This is a genomic window from Cryobacterium sp. TMT2-15-1 (genome assembly GCF_004402345.1).
Taxonomy (GTDB): domain Bacteria; phylum Actinomycetota; class Actinomycetes; order Actinomycetales; family Microbacteriaceae; genus Cryobacterium; species Cryobacterium sandaracinum.
Map to the genome: position 1 here is coordinate 23,683 of NZ_SOGD01000003.1, position 23,205 is coordinate 46,887.

Below are 23,205 nucleotides of genomic sequence, written 5' to 3' on the forward strand. Positions count from 1 at the left end.
CGTTCATCAGCCCGATCATCTTCATGATCGTGACCAGCTTCAAGACCCGGGCTGACGCAACGGCTATTCCACCGACGTGGATTCCCAATCCGATTTCCGTGCAAGCTTTCGCGTCTATCCTCGCTCCCGGTACTGCGACTCCGGTGCTGCAATGGTTCGCAAACAGCATGGTCGCAGCCGCCCTCAATGCGACGCTCGTCGTCGTCACGGCGTCACTGGCGGCGTATCCGCTCGCACGAATGCAGTTTCGCGGCAAGAATTTCGTCTTCGTCATCATCGTCGCGACATTGCTGGTGCCGCCGGTGATCCTGGTGATTCCCAACTACCTCATCGTGAGCGAACTGGGGTGGCTCAACTCGCTCGTCGCGATCATCATTCCCACGGCGGCGTCCGCATTCGGAGTGTTCTTCATGCGACAGTTCTTCGTCGGCCTGCCGATCGAGTTGGAGGAGGCCGCCCGGCTCGATGGGGCGAACCGATTCGTCATCTTCATGCAAGTGGTCCTACCGCTCGCCAAACCCGCACTTGCGACACTCGCGCTGCTCGCCTTCCTCGGCAACTGGAATGACTTCCTCTGGCCCGTCTACGTCTTGTTCAGCCCGGAGATACAAACACTGCCAGCTGGACTGTCCACGCTTCAGTCCGCAAATGCCGTGCGCTACGACCTTTTGATGGCCGGCGCGGTTGTCGCGAGCGTGCCCGTGCTGGCGCTGTTCATCTTCCTCCAGCGCTTCATCATCGTGGGCGTCTCTCGCTCCGGAGTGAAGGGGTAGCACGTGTGGACCTCTGCCCGCCGCGCAGCGGTAGCGTGTGTGGCTGGAGCCATGACCGCCTTCGCGGTGAGTGGCTGCACGGCGGCTCCGGAGCACTCGGCACTTTCGGCGCCCGCCGCAGCAGATGCTGCGGTACTCAACACGAATTTTGCAGACCCCGACCTGGTGGAGGTCGACGGCACGTACTTCGCGTATGCCACGAACGACAACAACCGCAACGTGCAGGTCGCCTCCTCCACCGATCTCCTCGATTGGGAGGTGTTACCGGACGCGTTGCCGGATCTCCCAAGCTGGATCATTCCGGGAAAGACCTGGGCGCCGGAGGTGACGAGACTCACCGATGATTCATTCGTCATGTACTTCACGGCGACGAATTTTGCGCCAACGCTGCAGTGCATCGGTGTAGCCACTGCCAGCAACCCGGCCGGACCGTTCATCGTTCAGAGCGACGCCATGATCATCTGTCCAGAAGACGAAGGCGGCGCGATCGATGCAAGCACCGTGCTCATCGACGACGTCCTGTACCTCGTCTGGAAAAATGACGGAAACTGTTGCGACCTCGATACCTGGATCCAGGCGGCCACGCTCTCTCCCGACGGGCTCAGCATCACGGGCGATCCCATCAGGATCCTGAAGCAAACCGAGGATTGGGAGGGCAACCTTATCGAGGCGCCCACCATCGTGGTCCGAGGTACAGGACTCCTGATGCTCTACTCCGCGAACTCTCACGGAGACGACCGATATGCGGTCGGTGCTGCAACCGCTGCCTCAATCGATGGCCCGTGGACGAAGGAAACGGGTCCGATCCTCTCGACCGAAGGGTCCGGGGGGTTATATCGCGGCCCTGGTGGCCAAGACCTGATCTTTGGTCTGAATGGTAAGGACTATCTCGTCTTCCACGGATGGGACAAGGACTACACGTACCGCGCACTTCACGTTGCGGAGACCGAATGGGACGCCGACATTCCTCGGGTCCTGATCCCCGAGTAGCCCAATTGCGCGTGAACTTCCCTGTATCTCCACTGATTGGTGTCCCATGTCACTCACTCCGCTGTCGGGAACCCAATTCGTTCTCGAGGCTTACGGCTACACCGCTGCGATCGCGAGCATCGGCGCGAGCGTTCGATCGCTCCGATATCGCGGACGGAACCTCATCGTGCCGTTCGATGCCAACCAGGTGCGACCTTTCTTCCGGGGTGCCATCCTGGCACCGTGGCCGAACCGAGTCGTGGATGGAAGGTACACATTCGGTGGCGTCGAGCAACAGCTCAGCATCACCGAGCCGTCGAGGGGCCACGCACTCCACGGACTCGCGTCCTGGTTGAACTTCGCAGTGGTCAGGCAGGCGGCCGATCGGCTCGTCCTCGCGGCAACCGTCGAAGCGCAGCCGGGATATCCCCACCGGGTGGCGCTGGAGGTGGATTTTGCGCTTGACGCCGGTGGCCTTCGAACGGCAGTCACGGCAGTGAATGCCGGTCCAAATGCCGCCCCTTTTGGCGTCGCTCCGCACCCGTACCTTGTTGCCGGCGATGGCCGCGTCAACGACTGGACGCTGGAGCTCGCAGCCCAGCGAATCCTGACCGTGACTCCTGACCGCCTCATTCCCCTTCACCTCTGTGATCTCGATGCGGGTGATCTTGCCGTGTTTGACTTCCGCACGCCGCGGACTATCGAAGACACCTTCATCGACCATGCATTCACCGGCTTCGACCGGGACGATGAAGGTACGGCGACACTTCGATTGACGACGACCGCGGGCAGTGGAGTGGAAATGATCTGGGGTCTCGAATGCCCGTGGGTTCAAGTGCATACGGCTGATCAACCAGTACCCTCGATCGACAGAATCGGACTCGCCGTCGAACCAATGACCTGTCCACCGGATGCGTTCAACTCTGGAATGAACCTGAACGTCCTTGAGCCATCCGGCTCAACGCGCGCCTCCTGGACGGTTCGTGCAATCGATTAGCTCTGCAGCCCGCTCCAGAATTGACGCGACTCGCGTCGCCGAATGACCAAACCGGCACGATAGCGCCTGACGTGCCTACCTCGGGGTGCCGACGAGGCACCCCTGGCGCTGACAGGGGGCAACGCGCAACCCGAATTCAGTCGCATCCACGCAGTGGCGGGTCATGTGCGATCGTGATAGATCTGAGATATGCACATTTTCCGCGCAGCCTGAGACTCTGCCCGGACATTCACCGTAAATGCACCTCCGAAAGTGAGGGCGGATCTTCCGTCTTTCACGGTCAAAATTTAGGGAGTGAAAGAAATGAAAGCAGTCGTCTATAAAGGCCCCAACGCGGTCAACGTTGAAGACGTTCCGGATGCCAAGATCGAACGCCCCACTGACGTTCTTGTTCGCATCACAGCGACGAATATTTGCGGTTCCGATTTGCACATGTACGAGGGACGCACCGATTTCGAGGTCGGGCGCACCTTTGGTCACGAAAACATGGGTGAGGTCATCGAGATCGGAAACGGCGTCGACGCCGTCAAGGTCGGCGATCGGGTCGTGCTGCCATTCAATATTTCCTGCGGGTTTTGCAAGAATTGCGAACGCGGTTTCACGAACTACTGCATGACCACTCAACCGAACCCGGTCGGCGCGGGCGCCGCCTACGGCTTCGCTGGCATGGGTCCGTATCCCGGCGGACAGGCCCAAATGCTGCGTGTGCCCTACGGCGATAACAACTGTCTGCGCCTGGGTGAAGACGCGGTAGAAAAGCAAAACGATTACGTGATGCTGTCGGACATTTTCCCTACCGGTTACCACGCTACCGAGATGGCCGGCGTGATCCCCGGTGACACGGTCGTGATTTACGGTGCGGGTCCAGTCGGACTGATGGCCGCCCTGTCCGCCACGATCAAGGGCGCGAGTAAAGTTTGGGTTGTAGACCGACGCCCTGACCGGCTGGCCCTCGCCGAGCAGATCGGTGCGATCGCCATTGATGACTCGAAGACGGACCCGGTTAAGTTCGTTTTGGACCAAACCAAGGGTATTGGCGCGGACCGGGGATGTGAATGCGTGGGTTATCAGGCCCACGACCCCCAAGGCACCGAAGATCCCGCCATGACTCTGAATCGGCTGATCCAGTCCGTGCGCATCACCGGGGGAATCGGCGTCGTCGGTGTCTTCCTTCCGGCAGATCCCGGCGGCGTCGACGATAATGCCAAGCAGGGCAAACTTTCCATTGACTATGGCCTGCAGTGGCTCAAGGGTCAAAGCATAGGCAGCGGACAATGCCCGGTGAAGAAGTATAATCGGCAGTTGCGTGACCTGATCGCCGCGGGCAAGGCCAAGCCATCCTGGATCGTTTCCCACGAGATCCCCCTCAGCAAGGCCGCGGATGCCTACAAGAACTTTGGCGAGCGCACCGACGGTTGGACCAAAGTCATCCTCAAGCCCGAGTAGGCCAACCGATCCTTCGTCGGGTATCCGCGCGTGCGCCGTCGCACGGCTACCCGGGATGAGGCAGTAGCACGTTCCGCGATGGCGACGACGGTGGCATCCGTGTTGCCGGACACTGCCGAGGGCATAATCGAGGCGTCTGCGACACGCCGTCCGTCGATTTGCGCGCCCGCACTTCCCGGGGCAGGGGCCCGACCGGCATCGGACCGCCGGTGCCCAGGATCACGGGATCACGGCTTTCCGTCGCCTCACCGACCCGGGAGTCGAAGTTGCCCTCCAAGGGCGCGATGTGTTCGTCCCTCGACCCAGGCAGGCCCAGCCTGGTGACAAGCGACGACGAGGTGACGCCTCCAGCGTGGCGACGACCTGCGTCTGGCGGAGCCGCAGCGCCTCGTCCCAGACGGTGGCGAACGCATCTGAGGACACCACCTGTTCGGCCGACGAGGTCGCCACGTGCGGCCGAGATCGCCCGCCACACCTGCCGGAATCGGCCGAAAGTGACGAGGTCGGAGCCGGTGCGTGACGACATCCGTCACGCCTGCGGCGAACAGAGGCACTCATTTCAGGGTTCGCTCGTTACTCTCGATGTATCGGCGCCACAACTGCCCTGGCGCCAAGGGAGCGATCACATGTTTGAGAGATTTACCGACCGAGCTCGTCGCGTCGTCGTTTTGGCCCAGGAAGAGGCCAAAATGCTCAACCACAACTACATCGGTACTGAGCACATCCTGCTCGGCCTGATCCACGAAGGCGAGGGAGTTGCGGCCAAGGCCCTCGAGAGCCTGGGTATTTCCCTCGACGCCGTGCGCGAGCAGGTGCAGGACATCATCGGCCAGGGCCAGCAGCAGCCGACGGGGCACATCCCATTCACGCCGCGCGCCAAGAAGGTTCTCGAACTGAGCTTGCGCGAAGCACTGCAGCTCGGCCACAACTACATCGGAACCGAGCACATTCTGCTCGGCCTCATCCGCGAGGGTGAAGGCGTTGCCGCCCAGGTGCTCGTCAAGCTCGGCGCCGACCTCAACCGGGTGCGCCAGCAGGTCATCCAGCTCCTCTCTGGTTACCAGGGCAAGGAGCAGGTGCAGGTCGGCGCGAACGAGCAGGCGAGCGGTCCGGCGGGCAGCCAGATTCTCGACCAGTTCGGGCGCAACCTCACGCAGGCCGCCCGCGACAACAAGCTCGACCCGGTCATCGGGCGCGAGAAGGAGATCGAGCGAGTCATGCAGATCCTGTCCCGCCGGTCCAAGAACAACCCGGTTCTGATCGGTGAACCCGGAGTCGGCAAGACCGCCGTCGTCGAGGGTCTCGCCCAGGCCATCGTCAAGGGTGATGTGCCCGAGACGCTGAAAGACAAACAGCTCTACTCGCTCGACCTTGGCTCGCTCATCGCCGGCAGCCGTTACCGCGGTGACTTCGAGGAGCGCCTGAAGAAGGTCACCAAGGAGATCCGCACCCGCGGCGACATCATCATCTTCATCGACGAGATCCACACCCTCGTCGGTGCCGGTGCCGCTGAGGGCGCCATCGACGCGGCCAGCATCCTGAAACCGCTCCTCGCCCGAGGCGAGCTGCAGACCATCGGTGCCACCACGATCGACGAGTACCGCAAGCACTTCGAGAAGGATGCCGCGCTCGAGCGACGCTTCCAGCCGATCCAGGTGGCCGAGCCGTCTCTGCCCCACACCATCAATATCCTCAAGGGGCTGCGCGACCGGTACGAGGCGCACCACAAGGTCTCGATCACCGACGGCGCTCTCGTGGCCGCGGCGAACCTGGCCGACCGCTACGTCTCCGACCGGTTCCTGCCGGACAAGGCCATCGACCTGATCGACGAGGCCGGCGCCCGCCTGCGCCTGTCGATCCTGTCCAGCCCGCCCGAGCTGCGCGAATTCGACGAGAAGATCGCCGTGGTGCGCGCTGCCAAGGAGACCGCCATCGAGGAGCAGGACTTCGAGAAGGCCGCCGGCCTGCGCGACGAGGAGAAGAACCTCCTCGGCGAGCGTTTGCGCCTCGAGAAGAAGTGGAAGTCGGGCGACGTCAAGACGACCGCCGTCGTCGACGAGGGTCTGATCGCCGAGGTTCTGGCCCAGGCCACCGGCATCCCCGTCTTCAAACTCACCGAGGAGGAGTCCTCGCGGCTCGTCTTCATGGAGAAGGCGCTGCACCAGCGCGTCATCGGTCAGGAAGAGGCCATCTCGGCGCTCGCCAAGACCATCCGTCGCACCCGTGCCGGACTGAAGGATCCGAAACGCCCGAGCGGTTCGTTCATCTTCGCGGGCCCCACCGGCGTCGGAAAGACCGAGCTGGCCAAGGCGCTCGCCGAGTTCCTCTTCGACGACGAGGCCGCCATGATCTCCCTCGACATGAGTGAGTACGGCGAGAAGCACACCGTGTCCCGACTGTTCGGCGCCCCTCCCGGATTCGTCGGCTTCGAAGAGGGCGGCCAGCTCACCGAGAAGGTGCGCCGCAAGCCGTTCTCCGTGGTGCTGTTCGACGAGATCGAGAAGGCCCACCCTGACATCTTCAACTCGCTCCTGCAGATTCTTGAAGAGGGCCGGTTGACGGATGGCCAGGGCCGCGTCGTCGACTTCAAGAACACCGTGATCATCATGACCACGAACCTCGGTACCAAGGACATCAGCGGTGCGCCCGTCGGTTTCCAACTCGAGGGTGACACGTCCACCGGTTACGACCGGATGAGCGGCAAGGTGAAGGATGAGCTGAAGAAGCACTTCAAGCCCGAGTTCCTCAACCGCGTGGACGAGATCATCGTCTTCCCGCAGCTGACCAAGCCGGAACTACTCCAGATCGTGGACCTGTTCATCAAGCGCTTGGGCGAGCGCCTGCTCGACCGCGACATGACCGTGGACCTGACCCTCGCCGTGAAGGAGCACTTGATCGAGGTCGGCTTCGACCCCGCACTCGGTGCCCGTCCGTTGCGCCGTGCCATCCAGCGCGAGGTGGAGGACCGCCTGTCGGAAAAGATCCTGCAGGGCGAGCTCAACGCCGGCGACCACGTGCACGTGGATTACGTGGGAGGGGAGTACATCTTCACCACGACGGTGCGCGCTTCCGCCGTCGCCGTCGGCGTCAACACCACGGCCGCAATCGGCACGGGGCCGGGCTCGCCCGACCTCGCGGTGACCAGCGAGTAGCGGTAACCCGGTAGAAGGGGCCCGGCGGAGACATCCGCCGGGCCCCTTCTCGTTCTTGCGGCTGCCTAGACTGGTGGCTTGGATGTTCCGAATGAGTGAACCGAGAGAGATCGGTGGGCAGCGAATGCAGGAGTTTTTGGTGCGCCGGGCACGCACCACCGATGTGCCTCGAATCCAGGCGCTCGTGGCGCCACTGGTGCAGGAGCGTATTCTGCTCGGCAAGGAAAGCGTCGTCTTCTATGAGGCGGTGCAGGAATTCCGGGTGGTCGAGGATGCCGACGGCACTCTGATCGGCTGCGGCGCCCTGCACGTGATGTGGGAGGACCTGGGCGAGGTGCGCACCCTCGCCGTAACCGCCGACCGGCTCGGCCATGGCGTCGGCCACGCGCTGATGGACCGGCTCGAAGCGGATGCTCGCGAGCTCGGCCTCAGCCGCCTCTTCTGCCTGACCTTCGAGGTGCCATTTTTCGCCCGGCACGGCTTCACCGACATGGGCTCCGAAACCGTCGGCCCGCAGGTGTACGCCGAGCTCGTGCGCTCGCACGATGAGGGTGTCGCCGAGTTCCTCGACCTGGCCCGAGTCAAGCCGAACACGCTCGGCAACACCCGGATGGTCAAGCGGCTCGACTGACCGTCTGGAAGCTGGCCGCAGTGGGCAGAAGACAGCGAGAGATTACCCGTTCAGGTGCCGCTCAGGTGAGGGTAGTTATGGAGATTTCTGCTCATCCGAGCGAAACGCCCGAATTCACTGATTGTTACTTCGCAGGTAGCGCACTGGCAACACCGCCTCCGTAGCATGGCGATCACTGTCGATCGTTAATAGCTGAGGAAAACTATGTCGCCTGCACCGAACAGCCGTTTGAAACTGGCTTTTTCTGCTCTACTCGGAGTGGGGCTGGTCGCCAGCCCCCTGGTGGCCCTGCCCGCCTTCGCCAACGTCGGCGGCACCGGGGTCGTGATCAACGAGGCCTACCTGAACGGCGGCAGCACGGGAGCGACCTACCTCAACAAGTTCGTCGAGCTCTACAACCCCACGGACGCTGCCGTCTCCCTCGCCGGCACCTCGCTGCAGTATCGGTCGGCCACAGGCGCGGCTAACCCGTCCGGCACGCTTGCACTGAGCGGCTCGATCCCCGCCAAGGGGTACTACCTGGTGCAGGGAACGGCCAACTCGACCAGTGGCGCGGCGCTGCCCACCCCCAACGCCACCCTCGGCTTCTCTTTCAGCGGCGGAGGCGGGACCCTCTTCCTCGCCAGCCAGGCCACGCAGCTGACGGCCCCGGCCACGGGATCCCTCCTCAACGCCCCGGGCGTCATCGACCTACTCGGCTACGGCACGTCGCTGACGTTTGAGACCACGGTGGCGTCTGCCGCCTCCGTCACCACCGCGCTCACCCGCGCCACGGGCCTCGACACCGACGTCAACTCGGCCGACTTCATCGTCGCGGCTCCCACCCCGACGAACGCCGCAGGCGAGACCGCAGCGACCCCGGTCGACCCGACCGCGACGCCGACCGCGACGCCGACCGCGACGCCGACCGCGACAACTCCGCCCGTGCCTGCCACCGCCCTTGCGATCAACGAGATCCAGGGATCCACAGATGCGGGCGCCCAGACCGGCAAGGTCGTCACCACGACCGGCGTCGTCACCGCCACATATCCCACGGGCGGTTTCAAAGGATTTTACCTGCAGACCCCCGGCACCGGCGGCGCGGTCGACCTGACCACGCACACCGCGTCCGACGCCCTCTTCGTTTACACGAACGCACTGGCCGCCCCGGTCACGGCCGGCGACTACGTCTCCGTCACCGGCACCGCGAGCGAGTTCTTCGGCCTCACCCAGATCACGATCGCCGCGCTCAGCGATGTGACCGCGTTGGACAAGGCCGGGATCGTCGGCCCGGTGCCCGCCACGGTCGGCCTCCCGTCAACGGATGTCGCACGTGAGTCTCTCGAGGGCATGCTCGTCTCCCCGCAGGGCGACTTCACCGTCACCAACAACTATGCGACCAACCAGTACGGCGAGATCGGCCTCGCGGCCGGAACCACCCCGCTCGTCGGCCCGACCGTCACCGCTCGCCCGGGAACGGACGCGTACACCGCGGCCGTCGCCGGCAACAAGGCGCGCGCGGTCACCCTCGACGACGGTGCCACCACCAACTTCTTGTCCAGCATCAACAAGGACAAGCCCGTCCCCTACCTTTCGACGACCAGCCCGGTGCGCATCGGCGCCGCCGTCACGTTCGCGACGCCGGTCATCTTCGACTTCCGCAACAGTGCCTGGAAGTTCCAGCCGACCACCGAACTGGTGCCTGCGACCGCCGCAGCCGTGCAGCCCGCCACCTTCGCCGACACCCGCACCGCGGCACCTCGGTCGGTAGGCGGCGACATCCGTCTGGCCACCTTCAACGTGCTCAACTACTTCGCCACCACCGGTGACTCGATCTCCGGCTGCAGCTACTACACCGACCGGGCCGGCACGCCGATCACGGTCAACAGCGGATGCGACGCCCGCGGCGCGGCCACCCAGGTCAGTTTCGAGCGCCAGCAGGCAAAGATCGTCTCGGCGATCAACGCCCTCGACGCCCACGTCATCACGCTGGAGGAGATCGAGAACTCGGCCCGCTTCGGCAAGGACCGCGACTTCGCCCTCGCCAACCTCGTCACCGCCCTGAACACCGACGCGGGCAGCCCGGTTTGGGCGTTCGTACCCTCACCGGCCGCCCTCCCCGCCAGCGAAGATGTCATCCGCACCGCATTCATCTACAAGACCGCCGCGGTCGAAACCGTCGGCGGATCGACCATCTTCGACGACGCCGCGTTCGTGAACGCCCGCCAGCCGCTCGCCCAGGCGTTCCAGTTGGTCGGCGACGCCGGCAGCAGCTTCCTCGCGATCGTCAACCACTTCAAGTCGAAGGGTTCCGGAACCGGCGCCGACGCCAACACCGGCGACGGCCAGGGAGCCTCGAACCTGTCCCGCGTGAACCAGGCGACCGCGCTCGTCAAGTTCGCCGACACGCTGAAGACCAGTACCGGCATCGCGCGCGTCTTCCTCACCGGTGACTTCAACGCCTACGACCAGGAAGACCCGATCAAGGTCATCACCGACGCGGGCTACCTCAGCCAGGAGGCCAAGAGCGGCGAGTACACCTACGCCTTCGGTGGCACCGTCGGCTCGCTCGACCACGTGTTCGCGTCACCCGAGGCAAATGCCGCGGTCACCGATGTGGACGTCTGGAACATCAACTCGGTCGAGTCCGTTGCGCTCGAGTACAGCCGCTACAACAACAACGTCACCGACTTCTACGTGGCCGACGCGTTCCGCTCGTCGGACCACGACCCGGCGATCGTCGGCTTGGACCTCGCCAGCCCCACCGACGTCGACATCAACCTGCTCAACATCAACGACTTCCACGGGCGCATCGACGGCAACACGGTGAAGTTCGCCGGAACGATCGAGCAGCTCCGCGCGGAATACGGAGACGCGTCCACTTTGTTCCTCTCCGACGGTGACAACATCGGCGCTTCCCTGTTCGCCTCGGCGTCGCAGGGCGACAAGCCCACCATCGACGTGCTGAACGCGCTCGGACTCAAGACCTCGGCCGTGGGCAACCACGAGTTCGACCAGGGCTTCGCCGACCTCACCGGGCGCGTCGCCGAAGCCGCCGACTTCGAGTACCTCGGCGCGAACGTCTACCTGCTCGGAACGACGACCCCGGCGATGCAGGAATATGCGATCTTCGATGTCGACGGTGTCTCGGTCGGTGTGATCGGCGCCGTCACCAAGGAGACCCCGGCGCTGGTGTCGCCGAACGGGATCGCCAGCCTGAGCTTCGGTGACCCGGTCGCCGCGGTCAACCGGGTCTCGGCCCAGCTCACCGACGGAGACCCGGCCAACGGCGAAGCCGACGTGCTGATCGCCGAGTACCACGAGGGTGCCAGCGCCGGAACGCCGGACAACGCGACCCTCGAGCAGGAACTCGCCCTCACCGACAGTGCGTTCGCAGTGATCGTCACGCAGACCTCAGCCGAAGTCGACGCGATCTTCACCGGCCACACGCACAAGCAATACGCGTGGAACGCACAGCTGCCCGGTGCGCCCGCCGGCGTCACCCGCCCGGTGCTTCAGACCGGCAACTACGGTGAGAACATCGGTCAGGTCGTGCTGAACTACGACATTGCCTCCGGTGACACCACGACCGTGAAGAACCAGAACGTCAAGCGCTCGGTCACCGCCGACGCCACCCTGGTTGCCGCCTACCCGAGGGTCGCCTTGGTGAAGACAATCACGGATGCCGCGCTCGCCCAGGCGGCCGTCATCGGCAACCAGCCGATCGGCTCCGTCACCGCCGACATCACCCGCGCCTGCCTCGGTGGCACCGCACCGTGCGCGGAGAACCGGGCCGCACCATCGGCGATGGGAACCCTGGTGGCCAACTCGCTGCGCGAATCGCTGGCTGACCCGCTCAAGGGCGGCGCCGAAATCGGCGTGGTCAACCCCGGCGGCATGCGCGCCGAGCTGCTACTCGCACCGGACGGCGTCGTCACCTACGCCGAGGCCAACGCGGTGCTGCCGTTCCTGAACAACCTGTGGACGACCAGCCTCACCGGGGCCCAGTTCAAGACGGTTCTGGAGCAGCAGTGGCAGCGTGACGCGGCCGGCAACATTCCGAGCCGTCCGTACCTGCAGCTGGGCCTCTCCGACAACGTCAACTACACGTTCGACGCGAGCCGGACCGAGGGTGACCGCATTACGGGCATCTGGATCAACGGCTCGGCAATCGACCCGGCGCGCTCCTACCGGGTCGGCTCGTTCAACTTCTTGCTCACCGGAGGCGACAACTTTCGGGAGTTCAAGAACGGAACGGGCACGCGCGACTCCGGTCTCGTCGACCGGGACGCGTGGATCTCCTACATCACGGCCAAGAGCCCGCTGACGCCGTCGTTCGCCACCCGCCAGGCCAGTGTCACGGGTGTCCCGACCGTGGGGGTCGAGCGCGGCGCCTCGGTCACGTTCACGGTGGGCAACCTGAACCTGAGCTCGCTCGGCGCGCCGAAGAACACGGCGCTGTCGTTGGTCTGGGCCGGCAGCAGTGCCAGCCTGGGCACGGCCGCCGTTGATGCAACGGGTGCGGCGACGGTCACCGTCACGGTGCCGCAGGATGCCGCGGCGAACAGCGAGCTCGAACTCACCACCACGGAGTCCGGCACGATCGTGCGGGTGCCGATCACCGTCGTTGTGCCGGTTCCGCCGACGAGTGAACCGGTCGCCGCCAGCCCGAAGGCGCTGACCAAGGCGCTCAAGAACGCGATCGTCACGGACGCGGCCACGTATGCCGTGGGTGCCCCGGTCACGGTCGACGTCGGGGCGGCGCGTGCCGGTGAGTTCGTCTCCGTATCGCTGCAGTCCAAGCCAGTGGAGAACCTGGGCGGCTGGCTGCTGGTGAACGCGCAGGGTGAGGTCAGAACGACCCTGCCGGCCGACACCCGTGCGGGCAAGTACAAGCTGGTCGTGCAGGACGAGAACGATAACGTGCTCGGCTGGACCGAGATCAGGGTCGACAAGGCGCCGCGCGGCCGGTAGCCCGGGGCAAACCGGACCGGCGCGAAACCGAGCCTCTCGAGGTAGGCCGCGCCGGTTCGGCGTTTCCCGCCCGACACGCGCACGACACGCACAGCATTGCCGGCGGCGCCGGTATACCTCGTTAGCCTTGGGTAATGTCGACGATCAAACATCCGGTCGGCCCCCAGTCCAGCAAGGTGTACTGGCGCCGTCGTCTCGTGGTGGGCCTCGGCCTGCTCATCGTGCTCGCCCTCCTCATCCTGATCATCTCGTCCATCGTGCGCCCGGCCGCCGGCACCGGTGTGCCCGACAGCACTCCGACGCCCGCGGCCGAGGCCGCCGGGTCGGAGGTCTCCGCCTCCGACCCGGCGGCCGACCCGGCCGCGTGCGCCCCCGCATCCGTGCAGATCGAAGCGACCACCGACGCGGTCAGCTACGAACCGGGGGCAGAGCCGATGCTCTCGCTCAGCGTCACCAACATCGGCGACGTGCCGTGCGTGCTGAACGCGGGCACGGCGACGCAGGTGTTCACGGTGTCGAGCGNCATCGGCGACGTGCCGTGCGTGCTGAACGCGGGCACGGCGACGCAGGTGTTCACGGTGTCGAGCGGCACGGATGTCTACTGGACGTCGACCGACTGCCAGCAGGAGCCAGGCGACGCCGACGTCACCCTGCAGCCGGGTGAACCCGTGAGTTCCGGCGAAGCGATCGCCTGGGACCGCACCCGTTCGAACCCGGACACCTGCGGCGAAGCCAGCCGCGATGCCGCGCCGGCCGGCGGAGCGGCCTACAACCTGACCGTGAGTGTCGACGGCATCGAGTCGGCGAACCCGAAGCAGTTCTTCCTCTCCTGAACCGGCCCGGCCGCCGTTCGCTCGTGGCGTGCCCCCCAAGGGTCGGATTCGGCGTGTCACTACCGCGCCAACTGGTTGAATGGAAGCCGTGACTGACGCTACTCCACCGACGCATTCCCCTGCCCTCGCTGCCGCTCTGGCCGCCCAGGATGTGGTCGCTGTGGCCTATGCCCTGCGCAACGATGTGATGATCGTGCCGCAGCTGGTCGTCAACGGGCAGGCGGAACAGGTGCGGGTCTTCGGCCGTGAAGGCACCGACCGCCGGATGCTGCTGCTCTTCTCCTCCGCCGAGAACTACGCCCGCATGGTTCCCGACGAGATCGATCCGCAGATCATGGTCGGTGACGCACAGTGGCTTCGCGAATTCCTCACCGTGCACCAGCAGGTGCTCGAGATGGTGTTCTTCGACGTCGCCGGTCCCCATGTCATGCAGGCCGCACCGGCGGACCTGATGCGCGCCCTCGGCCCGCTGCCCGGCGAGGAAGAAACCGGCACGAGCGAACCCGGCCGGTAGCGCCCGACTGACCCCCTCAGGCTGGGGGTCCCCAGACCCCCGGCCGCGGAGTCGGCCCGCGCTAGGCTGGCGCTAGACAGTGTTCGGCCCGCTCCCGAAGCGGAATCCGACGGACTTTTCACGGTCAGCATTCAGCCTGTCAGGGAGCAGGTCAATGTGGTGGGGACCGAACAGGGTCTGACCGACGCCCGCCTCGCGGGCGTCGAGCGACAGTACTGGATCGACCGCAATGTCGCCCTCCAGGACGCCGAGGCCTGGCTCGCCGAGTTCGGCGACGGGGAGCACGGAGCGACCGCGCGACGGCTGCAGGTTGTCGTCGCGGCCGTGCGCATCCGTCGCGGCGACCCGAGTCAGAGCGCCGTTGACGTGCAACAGATCCTGAGCTGGGCGGAGCAGCACGGCGAGCTCGCCCTGCAGTCGCGCTGTCACGACGTGCTCGGTTCCGTGTTCGAGATGGTGGGCGACCGCGCCCTGGCCCTGGAACACGCCGTCGCCGCGAACGACCTGCTCGAGGAGTCGGAGGTTCCACTCATGCGTGCAGCCGCCCGCAAGTGCCTGGCCGACGCGCTCGGCTCGGCCGGGTCCCTCGACGAGGCGCGCCGCCGATACGACGATGCCCTCCGCCTCGTGATCGATGACCCCGAAACCATCATCCGCTACAACATCCTGAACAATCTCGCCTACACCGAGTACCTGGCCCACAATCAGGTTGAGGCCCTCGCGGCAGTGGAACAGCTGATCGGCCTGTCCGAGGTGGGCGACCGGCAGATCGGTATGTACGCCCTCGACACGGTCGCGCGCGTCTACCTGACGGCGGGGAGGCTGGACGAGGCGGAAGCGAAGCTGCTGCCGGCGATGGACCCGGCCGTGGGCGACCTGCATCCCGACGGGTCCGCAGTGGCTCTGGTCACGCTGGCCGAGATCTATCGCACGCAGGGCAAGCTGGCCCGGGCGCAGACCGTCCTCGACCGGTGCCGCGAGCTGTCCCAGCGGTTCGGGCTCACCCGCTGGTCGACGGAAGCGGCCAGGGAGCAGGCCGAGATCCATGCGGCCAACGGCGCCTTCCGCGCCGCGTTCGAGGCGTACCGGCACTTCCACGAACAGTTCGAGGCGCTCGGTGCGAGCGAGAACGAGTCGCGCGGGCGCATTCTCGATGCCATGTTCCAGACCGCCGAGTCCCGCCGAGAGAGCGAGCGGTACCGAGAGCTGGCTGAGCGCGATCCGCTCACCGGGTTGCACAACCGCCGGTTCGTCGATGAACATCTCAGCGCCGCGCTGATGCGTCTGCGCGAGGGTGGGCCGAGCGTGGCCATCGCCATGGTCGACCTCGATCACTTCAAGCGCATCAATGACACGCTGTCGCACGAGGTCGGCGACACTGTGCTGCGCGAGGTGGGCAGCATCCTGATCGCTGCGGCGGCATCCGCGGCCGACGGCATCGCCGCACGCCTGGGCGGCGAGGAATTCCTGCTGATCATGCCAGGCATCGACGCCATCGAGGCGTACCGGCGTTTCGAGGCGGTCTGCCGCTCGATCGCTGATCACGACTGGTCGCCGATCACCGGCGCCCTGCCGGTGACCGCGAGTCTCGGGATTGCCCTGGCGCCTGCCGACGGCCAGCAGAGCTCGGACCTGCTGCGCGCCGCCGATGTGCGCCTGTACGTGGCCAAACGTGACGGTCGCAACCGGGTCGTTCACGCCGCCATCGTCTCCACGTCGACCCCGGAGGCGGAACTGCTCGCGGCCCGATGACCGCGGTGGGTCGGGCTTTGCGGGGGTCGAGCGCCGGGCGCTCGAGCTCGGCGAGACCCCGGTGACCCGAACCTGCCGCTCGCCCGGGACATCCGTGGCGGCCCGCGCCGGATGCTCCCGTCTAGAACGCGCGGTCGAGCTCGGCGTCCCGTGCGGACTGGCCGGTCGCGATGGCCGCGGCGACCGCGGTGCCGATCGCGCCGGCCTCGGCATCGAGGCGGATGGTGAAGCCGAGCCGGGCAGCCTCGGCTGCGCGCAGCTTGGCCGCCGACACCGGTCGCACCTCGCCGGCGAGGCTGATCTCGCCGAACGCCACGGCCCCCTGAGCGATCGGCTTGTCCTTGAACGCGGATGCGATGGCGAGGGCGATGGCGAGGTCGGCGGCCGGTTCGGTGAGACGGATGCCGCCTACGGTCGACACGTAGACATCCATGCTGCCCAGCCCCGACAGGCTCGCCCGGCGCTCGAGCACAGCGAGGAGCATCGCCACCCGTGAAGAGTCCACCCCGTTGGTGACGCGGCGGGGGTTCGGAGCCTGGGTCTTGATCACCAGAGCCTGCACTTCGACCGGCATCGCCCGGCGGCCCTCGAGCGCCACCGTGACGCAGGTGCCGGACACGGGGGTGGAGCCGCGGCTGAGGAACAGCGCGCTCGGGTCGGGCACCTCGGCGATGCCGTCGCCGGTCATCTCGAAGCATCCCACCTCGTCGGTCGAGCCGAACCGGTTCTTGAGCGCCCGCACGAAGCGCAGCGCGCTCTGCCGGTCACCCTCGAACTGGCACACCACGTCGACGAGGTGTTCGAGCAGGCGGGGCCCGGCGATCGAGCCGTCTTTGGTGACGTGCCCGACGAGCAGGATGGGCAGGTTGCGGTCTTTGGCCACCCGGATCAGCGTGGAGGCCACCTCCCTCACCTGGCTGGGCATGCCCGCAAGGCCGTCGGAGAGCGAGCTGGCCACCGTCTGCACCGAGTCGACGATGACGAGGTTGGGCTGAACGGCGTCGATCTGGCCGAGGATGGTGGCCAGGTCGGTCTCGGCGGCGATGTACAGCTCGGGTTGCAGCGCCCCGGTGCGCTCGGCCCGCAACCGCACCTGGCTGACCGATTCCTCGGCGCTGACGTAGAGCACGCGGGATTTGGCGGCCGCTGCCTTGGAGGCCACCTCGAGAAGCAGTGTCGACTTGCCGACGCCGGGCTCGCCGCTGAGCAGGATGACCGAGCCCGGCACGATGCCGCCGCCCAGCACCCGGTCGAACTCGGCGATGCCGGTAGGCCAGTGCGAGACGGCCGTGGTGTCGACGTGGGTGATCGGACGGGCGACGCCCGCGCCGGTGACGCTGGCCGGCTTGAGCGCGCGGGCCAGGCTCGCCTTCTCGGTGGTGTCCACCACGGTGCCCCACTGCTGGCATTCGCCGCAGCGGCCTGCCCACTTCAGGGTGGTCCAGCCACACTCGGTGCAACGGAAGGAGGAAACGGGTCTGGCCATTCTGCGAGCCTAGCTCGGGCCGCTGACACCACCCGATTCCGAAGTGTTCGCCACCGGAGTCGACGTGGGATCCGGCGCGGGGGAGGGCAGGCCGACCGACACGGTCGAGGGCAGGCCGGCAGGCGCGTGTGCGGATGAGGGCAGGTCGACAGCCGCGTTGGGGGCATCCGGCCCGGCTAGGGCGGCAGGCCGGATGCCCCGCACCAGATGAGCGCTCAGCGCCGGAACGAACGCCTCGGCCCAGGCCCGGTAGCCGCGGTTATTGGGGTGGAACAGGTCGCCCGCGACATGCGTGGCGACGCTGCGCAGCCCGAGCCGCTTCGTCGTAGCGTGGAGCGGCACCACGCGTAGCTGGTGCTCCGCGGCCACCTGGCGGATGATGCGGTTGGCGACGGCGACCATCCGTTCGTTGCGGGGCAGGTGGAAGCAGGGTAGGTCGGCGACCAGGGCGTGCGGGGGCAGCGCCGCGAAGACCTGCCGGATGCCGGCCTCGAAGACGGCGGCGTCCCAGAGGGCGATGTCGTTGGCGCCGATCGCGACCGTGACGATGTCCGGGGTGAGCTTCACGAACGTGGGCAGCTGGTCGCGCACAGCCAGTTCGACCGTGGCCCCCGACACGCTCAGGTTCACCACGCGCACCGAGCGGCCGGTGGAGAGACGGATGTGGTCGGTCAGGATTCCGACATAGCCGCGGTGCGGGGAACTCGCCCCGATCCCCTGCGCAGCACTGTCTCCGATGACGGCGTAGATCAGCTCGCCCTTGTCTTTCGCGCGGGCGCGCCACCAGAGAGAGTGCACCGGCAGGGTCTCATTGAGAATCACCGAGCTCTCGGCGATGCGACGCTGGAAGCCGCGGTAATTGATCACGGCGGCGGCGCCGAGGCCGGCCGCTGTGGCCAGGGTTCCGGCAGTGAGGGCAAGGGAACGGAGCCTGTGGTTCGCGGTGATCACCCGGTGAGAATACCGCTTCGTGCTGGGTTCTCGTCGTTCAGGGTCGTTCGGGGCCGTTCAGACACGGATGTCCGCCGCCGCGATTCGCGCAAGGCCCCCGATTTCAACTAAACTCTCCCTCGGTACCGTGTCCGAGCGGCCGAAGGTGCAACTCTCGAAAAGTTGTGTGGGGGAGACTCCACCGTGGGTTCAAATCCCACCGGTACCGCCACAGATAACCCCCTGCAGCCCAGTGTTTCATTGGGAAGCAGGGGGTTTTTTCTTGTCCGGAATGACCCAGCGGTAACGCAGCGGTAACGTAACGTTTGGGAGCGGGTGTGAGCAAGTGTGAGTTGAGGCGCGCGGAGTGTGGTGACCCACGCGACTGCCGGGTAGCCCGCACCTTCCTGGCGACCATCTTCATGGTGCGCTGTGGCGGCTGGAGAGCAGCCGTTTCAATGTCCTCGCATCGATCACGGCGAGGGGGTGCGCTGTTAGTGAGCGCATGGAGCTACGCGGCCTCGACACGCCCGACATGTCTGGGAATCAGCTGTGTGGCCGATGTCTCCGAAATGCACACTCATACACATTCACCCTCGCCGGGACGTGTACCTGTCTGGAAGCGGAACGACCCATACGAGACAAGGGGAACGGGCCTATCCAGCTTCAACGGTCGTACACATTCTCGCGACGACAACTCAAGTTTAGGACCCCCCGGGCGCGCACAGATTCAAGGGAGTTGAGAGGAGAGTGCACATCTGTACACATACTTATCGTGGGTGCGAGCAGAGTCGCTAGGTTTAGTGATCCGGCGGTACAAACGGCACACGCGGTCCGTCCACCCGAGATCCGCGTAAATCCGCGGAGGTTAAGGTTGATTCGATGGGTTTTCGATTTTTCAAAAGCGGAACATCGCCGGTGCTTTTCCGGCGGGCTCGCGCCTAACGCACGACGACCGCCACGTCTGAACGCATGATGTGCTATCAAACTGCTCCTAAAGCAGGGAGCCGGAGCCACCGGAACTTAGTCGCACAATCAGAGGCGAGTGCCGTCGTTCTTGTTCCAATCTGGAGGCCACTCCTCGCGCGCAGCGTCCACCCACTCCGGTGACCTGCCTGGCCAACCTGTCGCCAGTGTGTCCCTTTGAACGTAGTAATGGCTTCGGTGCTCCGCGCCGCCCGTCTCCAGCACAGCTCCCCCAGGAGTGCGGCGCCAGGCGCGCCATACTTGTCCTCGCTCGGCGGTCTCGACCACGAATCGAAGATCAAGTCCGCCAAAAAGCACTTCGCCGCGATCGGCATCGACGACTACGCAAAGTCGAGCCCGGAGAATTGGAATCTGTGATGCATAAGCGCCGGCGTCGATCGATTTGAAGGATGATTCCCAGCTAGTTGTTTGCTTGGTCATTGCCGGTTTGCTGCCCGAGTCACCAGAGACGGGCCTCCGCGAATTTCCCGGTTCTGATGTGCTCAAGACTCGTTGCCAGAATCAAACGTTGCCAGCGGAGCGCTACCGGGATTGAAGCTCAGGTTGGGTGATCCTTATGCCAATCTGGGTACACCCCAACTAGGCGTCAGATTATAGTGTGGAACTTATGTCAGACAACGTCGGTTTCTTCATTCTTTGACACTCGCCGGCGTGGCTCTTGGAGTCGCCCTGACACATCGCGGTCAGTCGTTGGTCATCCAGCGACAGCGAATCCACCCGAAGCGACGCGAGGACTACTCGTTGTCTCGTTCGAATGTGAGCCACGCGGTGATGTCGAGTGGTTGAGTTGGCGGCAGGTCGATCGCTGATGGGCTGATCTTTCGCGGTGCGGGATTGGTCTGCGGTGACTCGCTCATTTGTCTCCGTTGGAGTTTGGTGTAGATGTGGCGCTCGGTTCAAGAGCGACGGGCGGAGCCGAAGAGGGAGCGGGAGTCGGCGGGGCCGTCGGCGTCTGCTGTGTGAGGGGCCGCACTTGGGCAAAGGGTGGCACGGCCGGAGCAGCGGTGGAGAGGTCGGGCTCACCGCTGGGTTGCAAGTTATAGTCCACCGAGTCGACCGTGTTGAGTGGGAAAACGTTCCAACCGGTTCTCCCCGGTACGTCGGAGCTGGGGACCAAGAGGACCTCCGTCCCGTCGGCGCCGTATGTGGTAACCCACGGTGTGGCGTTCGGATCGCCGACTGTCGTGAGTGGTTTTCCATCCTGGTCGAAGAGTTGCACGCCGGTGAGAGGTTGACCGTCTGAGTCATAGGCGAACACATTGGAGACCTCGTTACCGTCGAGGAGCAGGCCTTGTGGAACGTAGTCCTCCACGTATTGGTCGGCCGAACTACTCCACGGTGTGGCGAGCACAAGAAGAAGTGGCAGCGCGATGATCGAGCAGACGCTGACCAGTGTCCTAAGCGGTGGCAGCCATGACCAGGGCAGCCATCGTCCCCGTCCCCATTGCACGCTGACGGTGACAAATAGCAGGAGCAGAACCCACTCAGTGCCATTCGACGGCAGAGTACTGGCAAGGCTGGTGTCGATAACTAGAGCCGAGATGACCTTGTAGACGGCCCAGCCCCGCAGCACCCACCAGAACGGTCGGAGTGAGATGAAGAAGTCCAGGGTGTGCGAGCCGATCACTGTCGATCGTGCCTTACGGGCGAGGTTTGATCGCTGTGCGTTGGCCCAGGTGCGAAGTTCGTTGGCGGTCCAGGCGGATGGCAGCCGCGGCTTTCCCCTGACTGGTAGCCCGGCCGCAGCCCGCAACTCGTCGGCGTAGCCGACAGCATCGCCCGGGTCGAAACTTTGCGCATCGAGATCCTCGGCTTGCTCGGTCAGATCCGCTTCAAGTCCGTCCGTGAGTTCTTCGACATCTTCACTGGGAAGGTCGCTGAGCGCGGCGCGCACGGCAGCGGCAAAATCACGGATGGCCAGGGTGGGTGAGGTGGTCGTGCTCATGACTTGTCCCCGATCGTGCGGATGGTAGCGGTGGGCTGGTGCTGTTCTGTGAGGAGGAGTGACATTGTGTTGGCGAACCGAGTCCAGCTGGCTCGTTGTTCGGTAAGCATGGTCCGTCCCTCAGTGTTAATTCCGTAGTACTTGCGGTGCGGACCGCCATCGGAGGGCACGACATAGGTTGACAATGCACCCGCGGTATAGAGGCGCCGGAGGGTTCCATAAACCGAGGCGTCTCCCACCTCTTTGAGGCCGGCAGCGCGCAGGCGCCGCACAATGTCGTAGCCATAGCCGTCTGCTTCCTGAATCACGGCGAGCACCGCGACGTCGAGCACTCCTTTGAGTAGCTGTGTGGTGTCCACGTATCTCCTCTGACGCATCACACACTACTACGCGGTACGCGGTAGTGATTCCAGCGCCACGCCGGATGATGGCACCGAACAGTCATTTTCCGAAGTCGCCTGCACAAACTTCCGTACTCGCCTGCACAATCGTCGCGGCGATGCCCCCCTGGCCGAGTTCGAGCGGGCCCTTATCTCTGGGCGCACCGTGGCCGGGCTCGCCGCGGCGCGAGCACGGGGGAGGACGGGTGGGTGTCCGTTCAAGATGACGCCGGCCACGATTCGCCTGGCCATGGCCGCCATTGGTCAGAAGGAGACGAAGGTCCGTGAACTTTGCAAGGAGCTTGGGATCACTCGGCAGACGCTGTACCGCCATGTTTCACCGACGGGGGGAGCTACGGCCTGACGGTGCGAAGCTTCTCTCCAAGAATTAGCGGCCAGTCCGAGGCCTAGGCCTTTCGTGACAGTACGGGATGTCTCGCAACTGACGGTGACTACCGTCATGCAGCCAGCAGGTTAAGCGACGTAGTTATGAGAATCACCGCACCACGAGATCCGGCGTTCTCGAAAGGCGCAGGAGATGGAGCTTGAGGCGCCTCATATCCCTACGGTTACGAGACGACACATTGGCCGATCTGGGTCGCTCATCACGATCCCGAATTTGTTCGCCATTTGGGTTATGGGTGGTCCGCTCCTTCAGCTGAGGTCGACTTCACCTGCCATGCTCATCCTGGAGCTGCCACCCAACGGAGCAGCAACGCGAAAATCCACTGGAGGCATTGTGACGATGATCAAACATCTTGAAGTGGGCTCAGTGTTGGCTGCAACATTCATCGATGGCATCGAGGAGACCCCGCACGTAGTGGGAACTTTGAAACTCGACGATGAACGAGGAGTCCGAGTCTTCATCCCGTTCGTTCAGGGCAGCAAAGACTTCGAATCAGTCGAAGACTGGTTTGACGGGCAGAATCCCCCTCCTCATTTATCAGTTATTGGTAACGATCTCCGAATCGGCCTCTTCGGCTGTGGCTTCAGTGGGCTGACTTCCAACACTCCACATGGAACTGCGGAAGGGCACATCGATGCTGAGGAAGCCGTGTTGAAGGAACGTGACGGGGAGTTCTCGGACCCTCTGCGAGTCAAAGAAGTCACCTCAGAGATTGATGGACTCTACGAATGGGCGCGGCTGAAATCAGTCACGACTGACCATTCAACAGAGGGGGACGGCTGGTCATTGACCAACACCCTTGTCTTCACGGTGAAGGCCGCCCAGGGTCTTGTATGGCGACAAGGTGATGCCACTCTTTCCGTTTCAACAACGTTCAACGGGTCCAGCGGTCGCGGAATCAACCTCGAAGAGAAAGCAGTCCTCCGCAGCGCTTTTGATCTTCCGCGTTCCTTTGACGGCGCTCACTGAAATTCCCCAGTTCTGCTCACCGAAATTCCCCACTCCGGGTCGCTTCCGCACATAGAAGCGGGCCTTCCTCGATGCTGATGGT

16 protein-coding genes, 1 tRNA gene and 1 pseudogene are annotated in these 23,205 nt (G+C 64.8%); 13 read left to right on the forward strand and 5 right to left on the reverse strand.

What is annotated here, in order from left to right; translation table 11 throughout:
• The first annotated feature begins 23 nt into the window (after window positions 1-23).
• The 4 genes from E3O62_RS00250 to E3O62_RS00265 all read left to right on the forward strand — a co-directional run bounded on the left by E3O62_RS00250 (window position 24) and on the right by E3O62_RS00265 (window position 4,185).
• The gene (locus tag E3O62_RS00250) at window positions 24-773 is read left to right on the forward strand and encodes a carbohydrate ABC transporter permease (protein ID WP_134397149.1); all 750 of its coding nucleotides are present in this window, start codon (window positions 24-26) and stop codon (window positions 771-773) included.
• A 51-nt stretch (window positions 774-824) separates the two neighbouring features.
• Complete coding sequence (locus tag E3O62_RS00255; RefSeq protein ID WP_134397150.1) at window positions 825-1,763, forward strand: glycoside hydrolase family 43 protein; 939 nt, start codon at window positions 825-827, stop codon at window positions 1,761-1,763.
• Window positions 1,764-1,809: 46 nt separating this feature from the next.
• The gene (locus E3O62_RS00260) at window positions 1,810-2,739 is read left to right on the forward strand and encodes an aldose 1-epimerase family protein (protein ID WP_134397151.1); all 930 of its coding nucleotides are present in this window, start codon (window positions 1,810-1,812) and stop codon (window positions 2,737-2,739) included.
• Window positions 2,740-3,042: 303 nt separating this feature from the next.
• Entirely contained in the window at window positions 3,043-4,185 is a 1,143-nt protein-coding gene (locus E3O62_RS00265; protein ID WP_134397159.1) for a glutathione-independent formaldehyde dehydrogenase, read from the forward strand.
• Here the strand turns inward: E3O62_RS00265 and E3O62_RS17425 are convergent.
• Window positions 4,125-4,343, reverse strand: a complete 219-nt coding sequence (locus E3O62_RS17425) for a GMC oxidoreductase (protein ID WP_134417198.1) — start codon at window positions 4,341-4,343, stop codon at window positions 4,125-4,127. The two genes, E3O62_RS00265 and E3O62_RS17425, sit on opposite strands and share 61 nt — an antisense overlap.
• A 468-nt stretch (window positions 4,344-4,811) precedes the next feature.
• Here E3O62_RS17425 and E3O62_RS00275 point away from each other — a divergent pair, with 468 nt between their 5' ends.
• The 6 genes from E3O62_RS00275 (at window position 4,812) to E3O62_RS00300 (ending at window position 16,020) form a co-directional block, all read left to right on the forward strand.
• Entirely contained in the window at window positions 4,812-7,337 is a 2,526-nt protein-coding gene (locus tag E3O62_RS00275) for an ATP-dependent Clp protease ATP-binding subunit (RefSeq protein ID WP_134395367.1), read from the forward strand.
• Window positions 7,338-7,461: 124 nt separating this feature from the next.
• Entirely contained in the window at window positions 7,462-7,968 is a 507-nt protein-coding gene (locus E3O62_RS00280; RefSeq protein ID WP_134397160.1) for an amino-acid N-acetyltransferase, read from the forward strand.
• 204 nt (window positions 7,969-8,172) lie between these two features.
• Window positions 8,173-12,921: an ExeM/NucH family extracellular endonuclease gene (locus tag E3O62_RS00285; RefSeq protein ID WP_134397152.1), complete on the forward strand. Its 4,749-nt coding sequence runs from the start codon at window positions 8,173-8,175 to the stop codon at window positions 12,919-12,921.
• A 134-nt stretch (window positions 12,922-13,055) separates the two neighbouring features.
• Window positions 13,056-13,754, forward strand: coding sequence for a hypothetical protein (locus E3O62_RS00290; protein ID WP_134397153.1), 699 nt, complete (start codon window positions 13,056-13,058; stop codon window positions 13,752-13,754).
• 88 nt (window positions 13,755-13,842) lie between these two features.
• Window positions 13,843-14,268: a dehydrogenase gene (locus E3O62_RS00295; protein ID WP_233191481.1), complete on the forward strand. Its 426-nt coding sequence runs from the start codon at window positions 13,843-13,845 to the stop codon at window positions 14,266-14,268.
• A 156-nt stretch (window positions 14,269-14,424) separates the two neighbouring features.
• The gene (locus E3O62_RS00300; RefSeq protein ID WP_134397154.1) at window positions 14,425-16,020 is read left to right on the forward strand and encodes a diguanylate cyclase; all 1,596 of its coding nucleotides are present in this window, start codon (window positions 14,425-14,427) and stop codon (window positions 16,018-16,020) included.
• Between the two features lie 121 nt (window positions 16,021-16,141).
• Here E3O62_RS00300 and radA read toward each other — a convergent pair whose 3' ends face one another.
• Both radA and E3O62_RS00310 read right to left on the reverse strand, forming a co-directional pair.
• Entirely contained in the window at window positions 16,142-17,506 is a 1,365-nt protein-coding gene (gene radA, locus E3O62_RS00305; protein ID WP_134395363.1) for a DNA repair protein RadA, read from the reverse strand.
• Window positions 17,507-17,515: 9 nt separating this feature from the next.
• Window positions 17,516-18,457 (reverse strand): SGNH/GDSL hydrolase family protein, encoded by a 942-nt coding sequence (locus E3O62_RS00310; RefSeq protein WP_241973218.1) that lies wholly within the window; start codon window positions 18,455-18,457, stop codon window positions 17,516-17,518.
• A 121-nt stretch (window positions 18,458-18,578) separates the two neighbouring features.
• Between E3O62_RS00310 and E3O62_RS00315 the strand changes: the two genes are divergently transcribed.
• Window positions 18,579-18,668, forward strand: a tRNA-Ser gene (locus E3O62_RS00315).
• A 1,608-nt stretch (window positions 18,669-20,276) separates the two neighbouring features.
• Here E3O62_RS00315 and E3O62_RS00320 read toward each other — a convergent pair.
• Together E3O62_RS00320 and E3O62_RS00325 are read right to left on the reverse strand one after the other, a co-directional pair.
• Complete coding sequence (locus tag E3O62_RS00320) at window positions 20,277-21,368, reverse strand: hypothetical protein (protein ID WP_134397155.1); 1,092 nt, start codon at window positions 21,366-21,368, stop codon at window positions 20,277-20,279.
• On the reverse strand, window positions 21,365-21,727 hold the full coding sequence (locus E3O62_RS00325; protein ID WP_134397156.1) for a PadR family transcriptional regulator: 363 nt from the start codon (window positions 21,725-21,727) through the stop codon (window positions 21,365-21,367). The genes E3O62_RS00320 and E3O62_RS00325 overlap by 4 nt, the downstream gene beginning before the upstream one ends.
• Window positions 21,728-21,869: 142 nt before the next feature.
• On the opposite strand from E3O62_RS00325, the pseudogene E3O62_RS16910 reads away from it, so the two are divergent.
• Together E3O62_RS16910 and E3O62_RS00335 are read left to right on the forward strand one after the other, a co-directional pair.
• Window positions 21,870-22,140: pseudogene (locus E3O62_RS16910) on the forward strand (helix-turn-helix domain-containing protein); the annotation flags it as partial.
• 287 nt (window positions 22,141-22,427) lie between these two features.
• Entirely contained in the window at window positions 22,428-23,123 is a 696-nt protein-coding gene (locus E3O62_RS00335; protein WP_166786381.1) for a hypothetical protein, read from the forward strand.
• Window positions 23,124-23,205 lie beyond the last annotated feature (82 nt).

What these genes read in the sequence shown, in the direction of transcription:
- E3O62_RS00250 (WP_134397149.1), top strand. Translation starts at nt 24, where the DNA reads ATGATCGTGACCAGCTTCAAGACCCGGGCTGACGCAACGGCTATTCCA.
- E3O62_RS00255 (WP_134397150.1), top strand. Translation starts at nt 825, where the DNA reads ATGACCGCCTTCGCGGTGAGTGGCTGCACGGCGGCTCCGGAGCACTCG.
- E3O62_RS00260 (WP_134397151.1), top strand. Translation starts at nt 1,810, where the DNA reads ATGTCACTCACTCCGCTGTCGGGAACCCAATTCGTTCTCGAGGCTTAC.
- E3O62_RS00265 (WP_134397159.1), top strand. Translation starts at nt 3,043, where the DNA reads ATGAAAGCAGTCGTCTATAAAGGCCCCAACGCGGTCAACGTTGAAGAC.
- E3O62_RS00275 (WP_134395367.1), top strand. Translation starts at nt 4,812, where the DNA reads ATGTTTGAGAGATTTACCGACCGAGCTCGTCGCGTCGTCGTTTTGGCC.
- E3O62_RS00280 (WP_134397160.1), top strand. Translation starts at nt 7,462, where the DNA reads ATGCAGGAGTTTTTGGTGCGCCGGGCACGCACCACCGATGTGCCTCGA.
- E3O62_RS00285 (WP_134397152.1), top strand. Translation starts at nt 8,173, where the DNA reads ATGTCGCCTGCACCGAACAGCCGTTTGAAACTGGCTTTTTCTGCTCTA.
- radA (WP_134395363.1), bottom strand. Translation starts at nt 17,506, where the DNA reads ATGGCCAGACCCGTTTCCTCCTTCCGTTGCACCGAGTGTGGCTGGACC.
- E3O62_RS00320 (WP_134397155.1), bottom strand. Translation starts at nt 21,368, where the DNA reads ATGAGCACGACCACCTCACCCACCCTGGCCATCCGTGATTTTGCCGCT.
- E3O62_RS00335 (WP_166786381.1), top strand. Translation starts at nt 22,428, where the DNA reads ATGCTCATCCTGGAGCTGCCACCCAACGGAGCAGCAACGCGAAAATCC.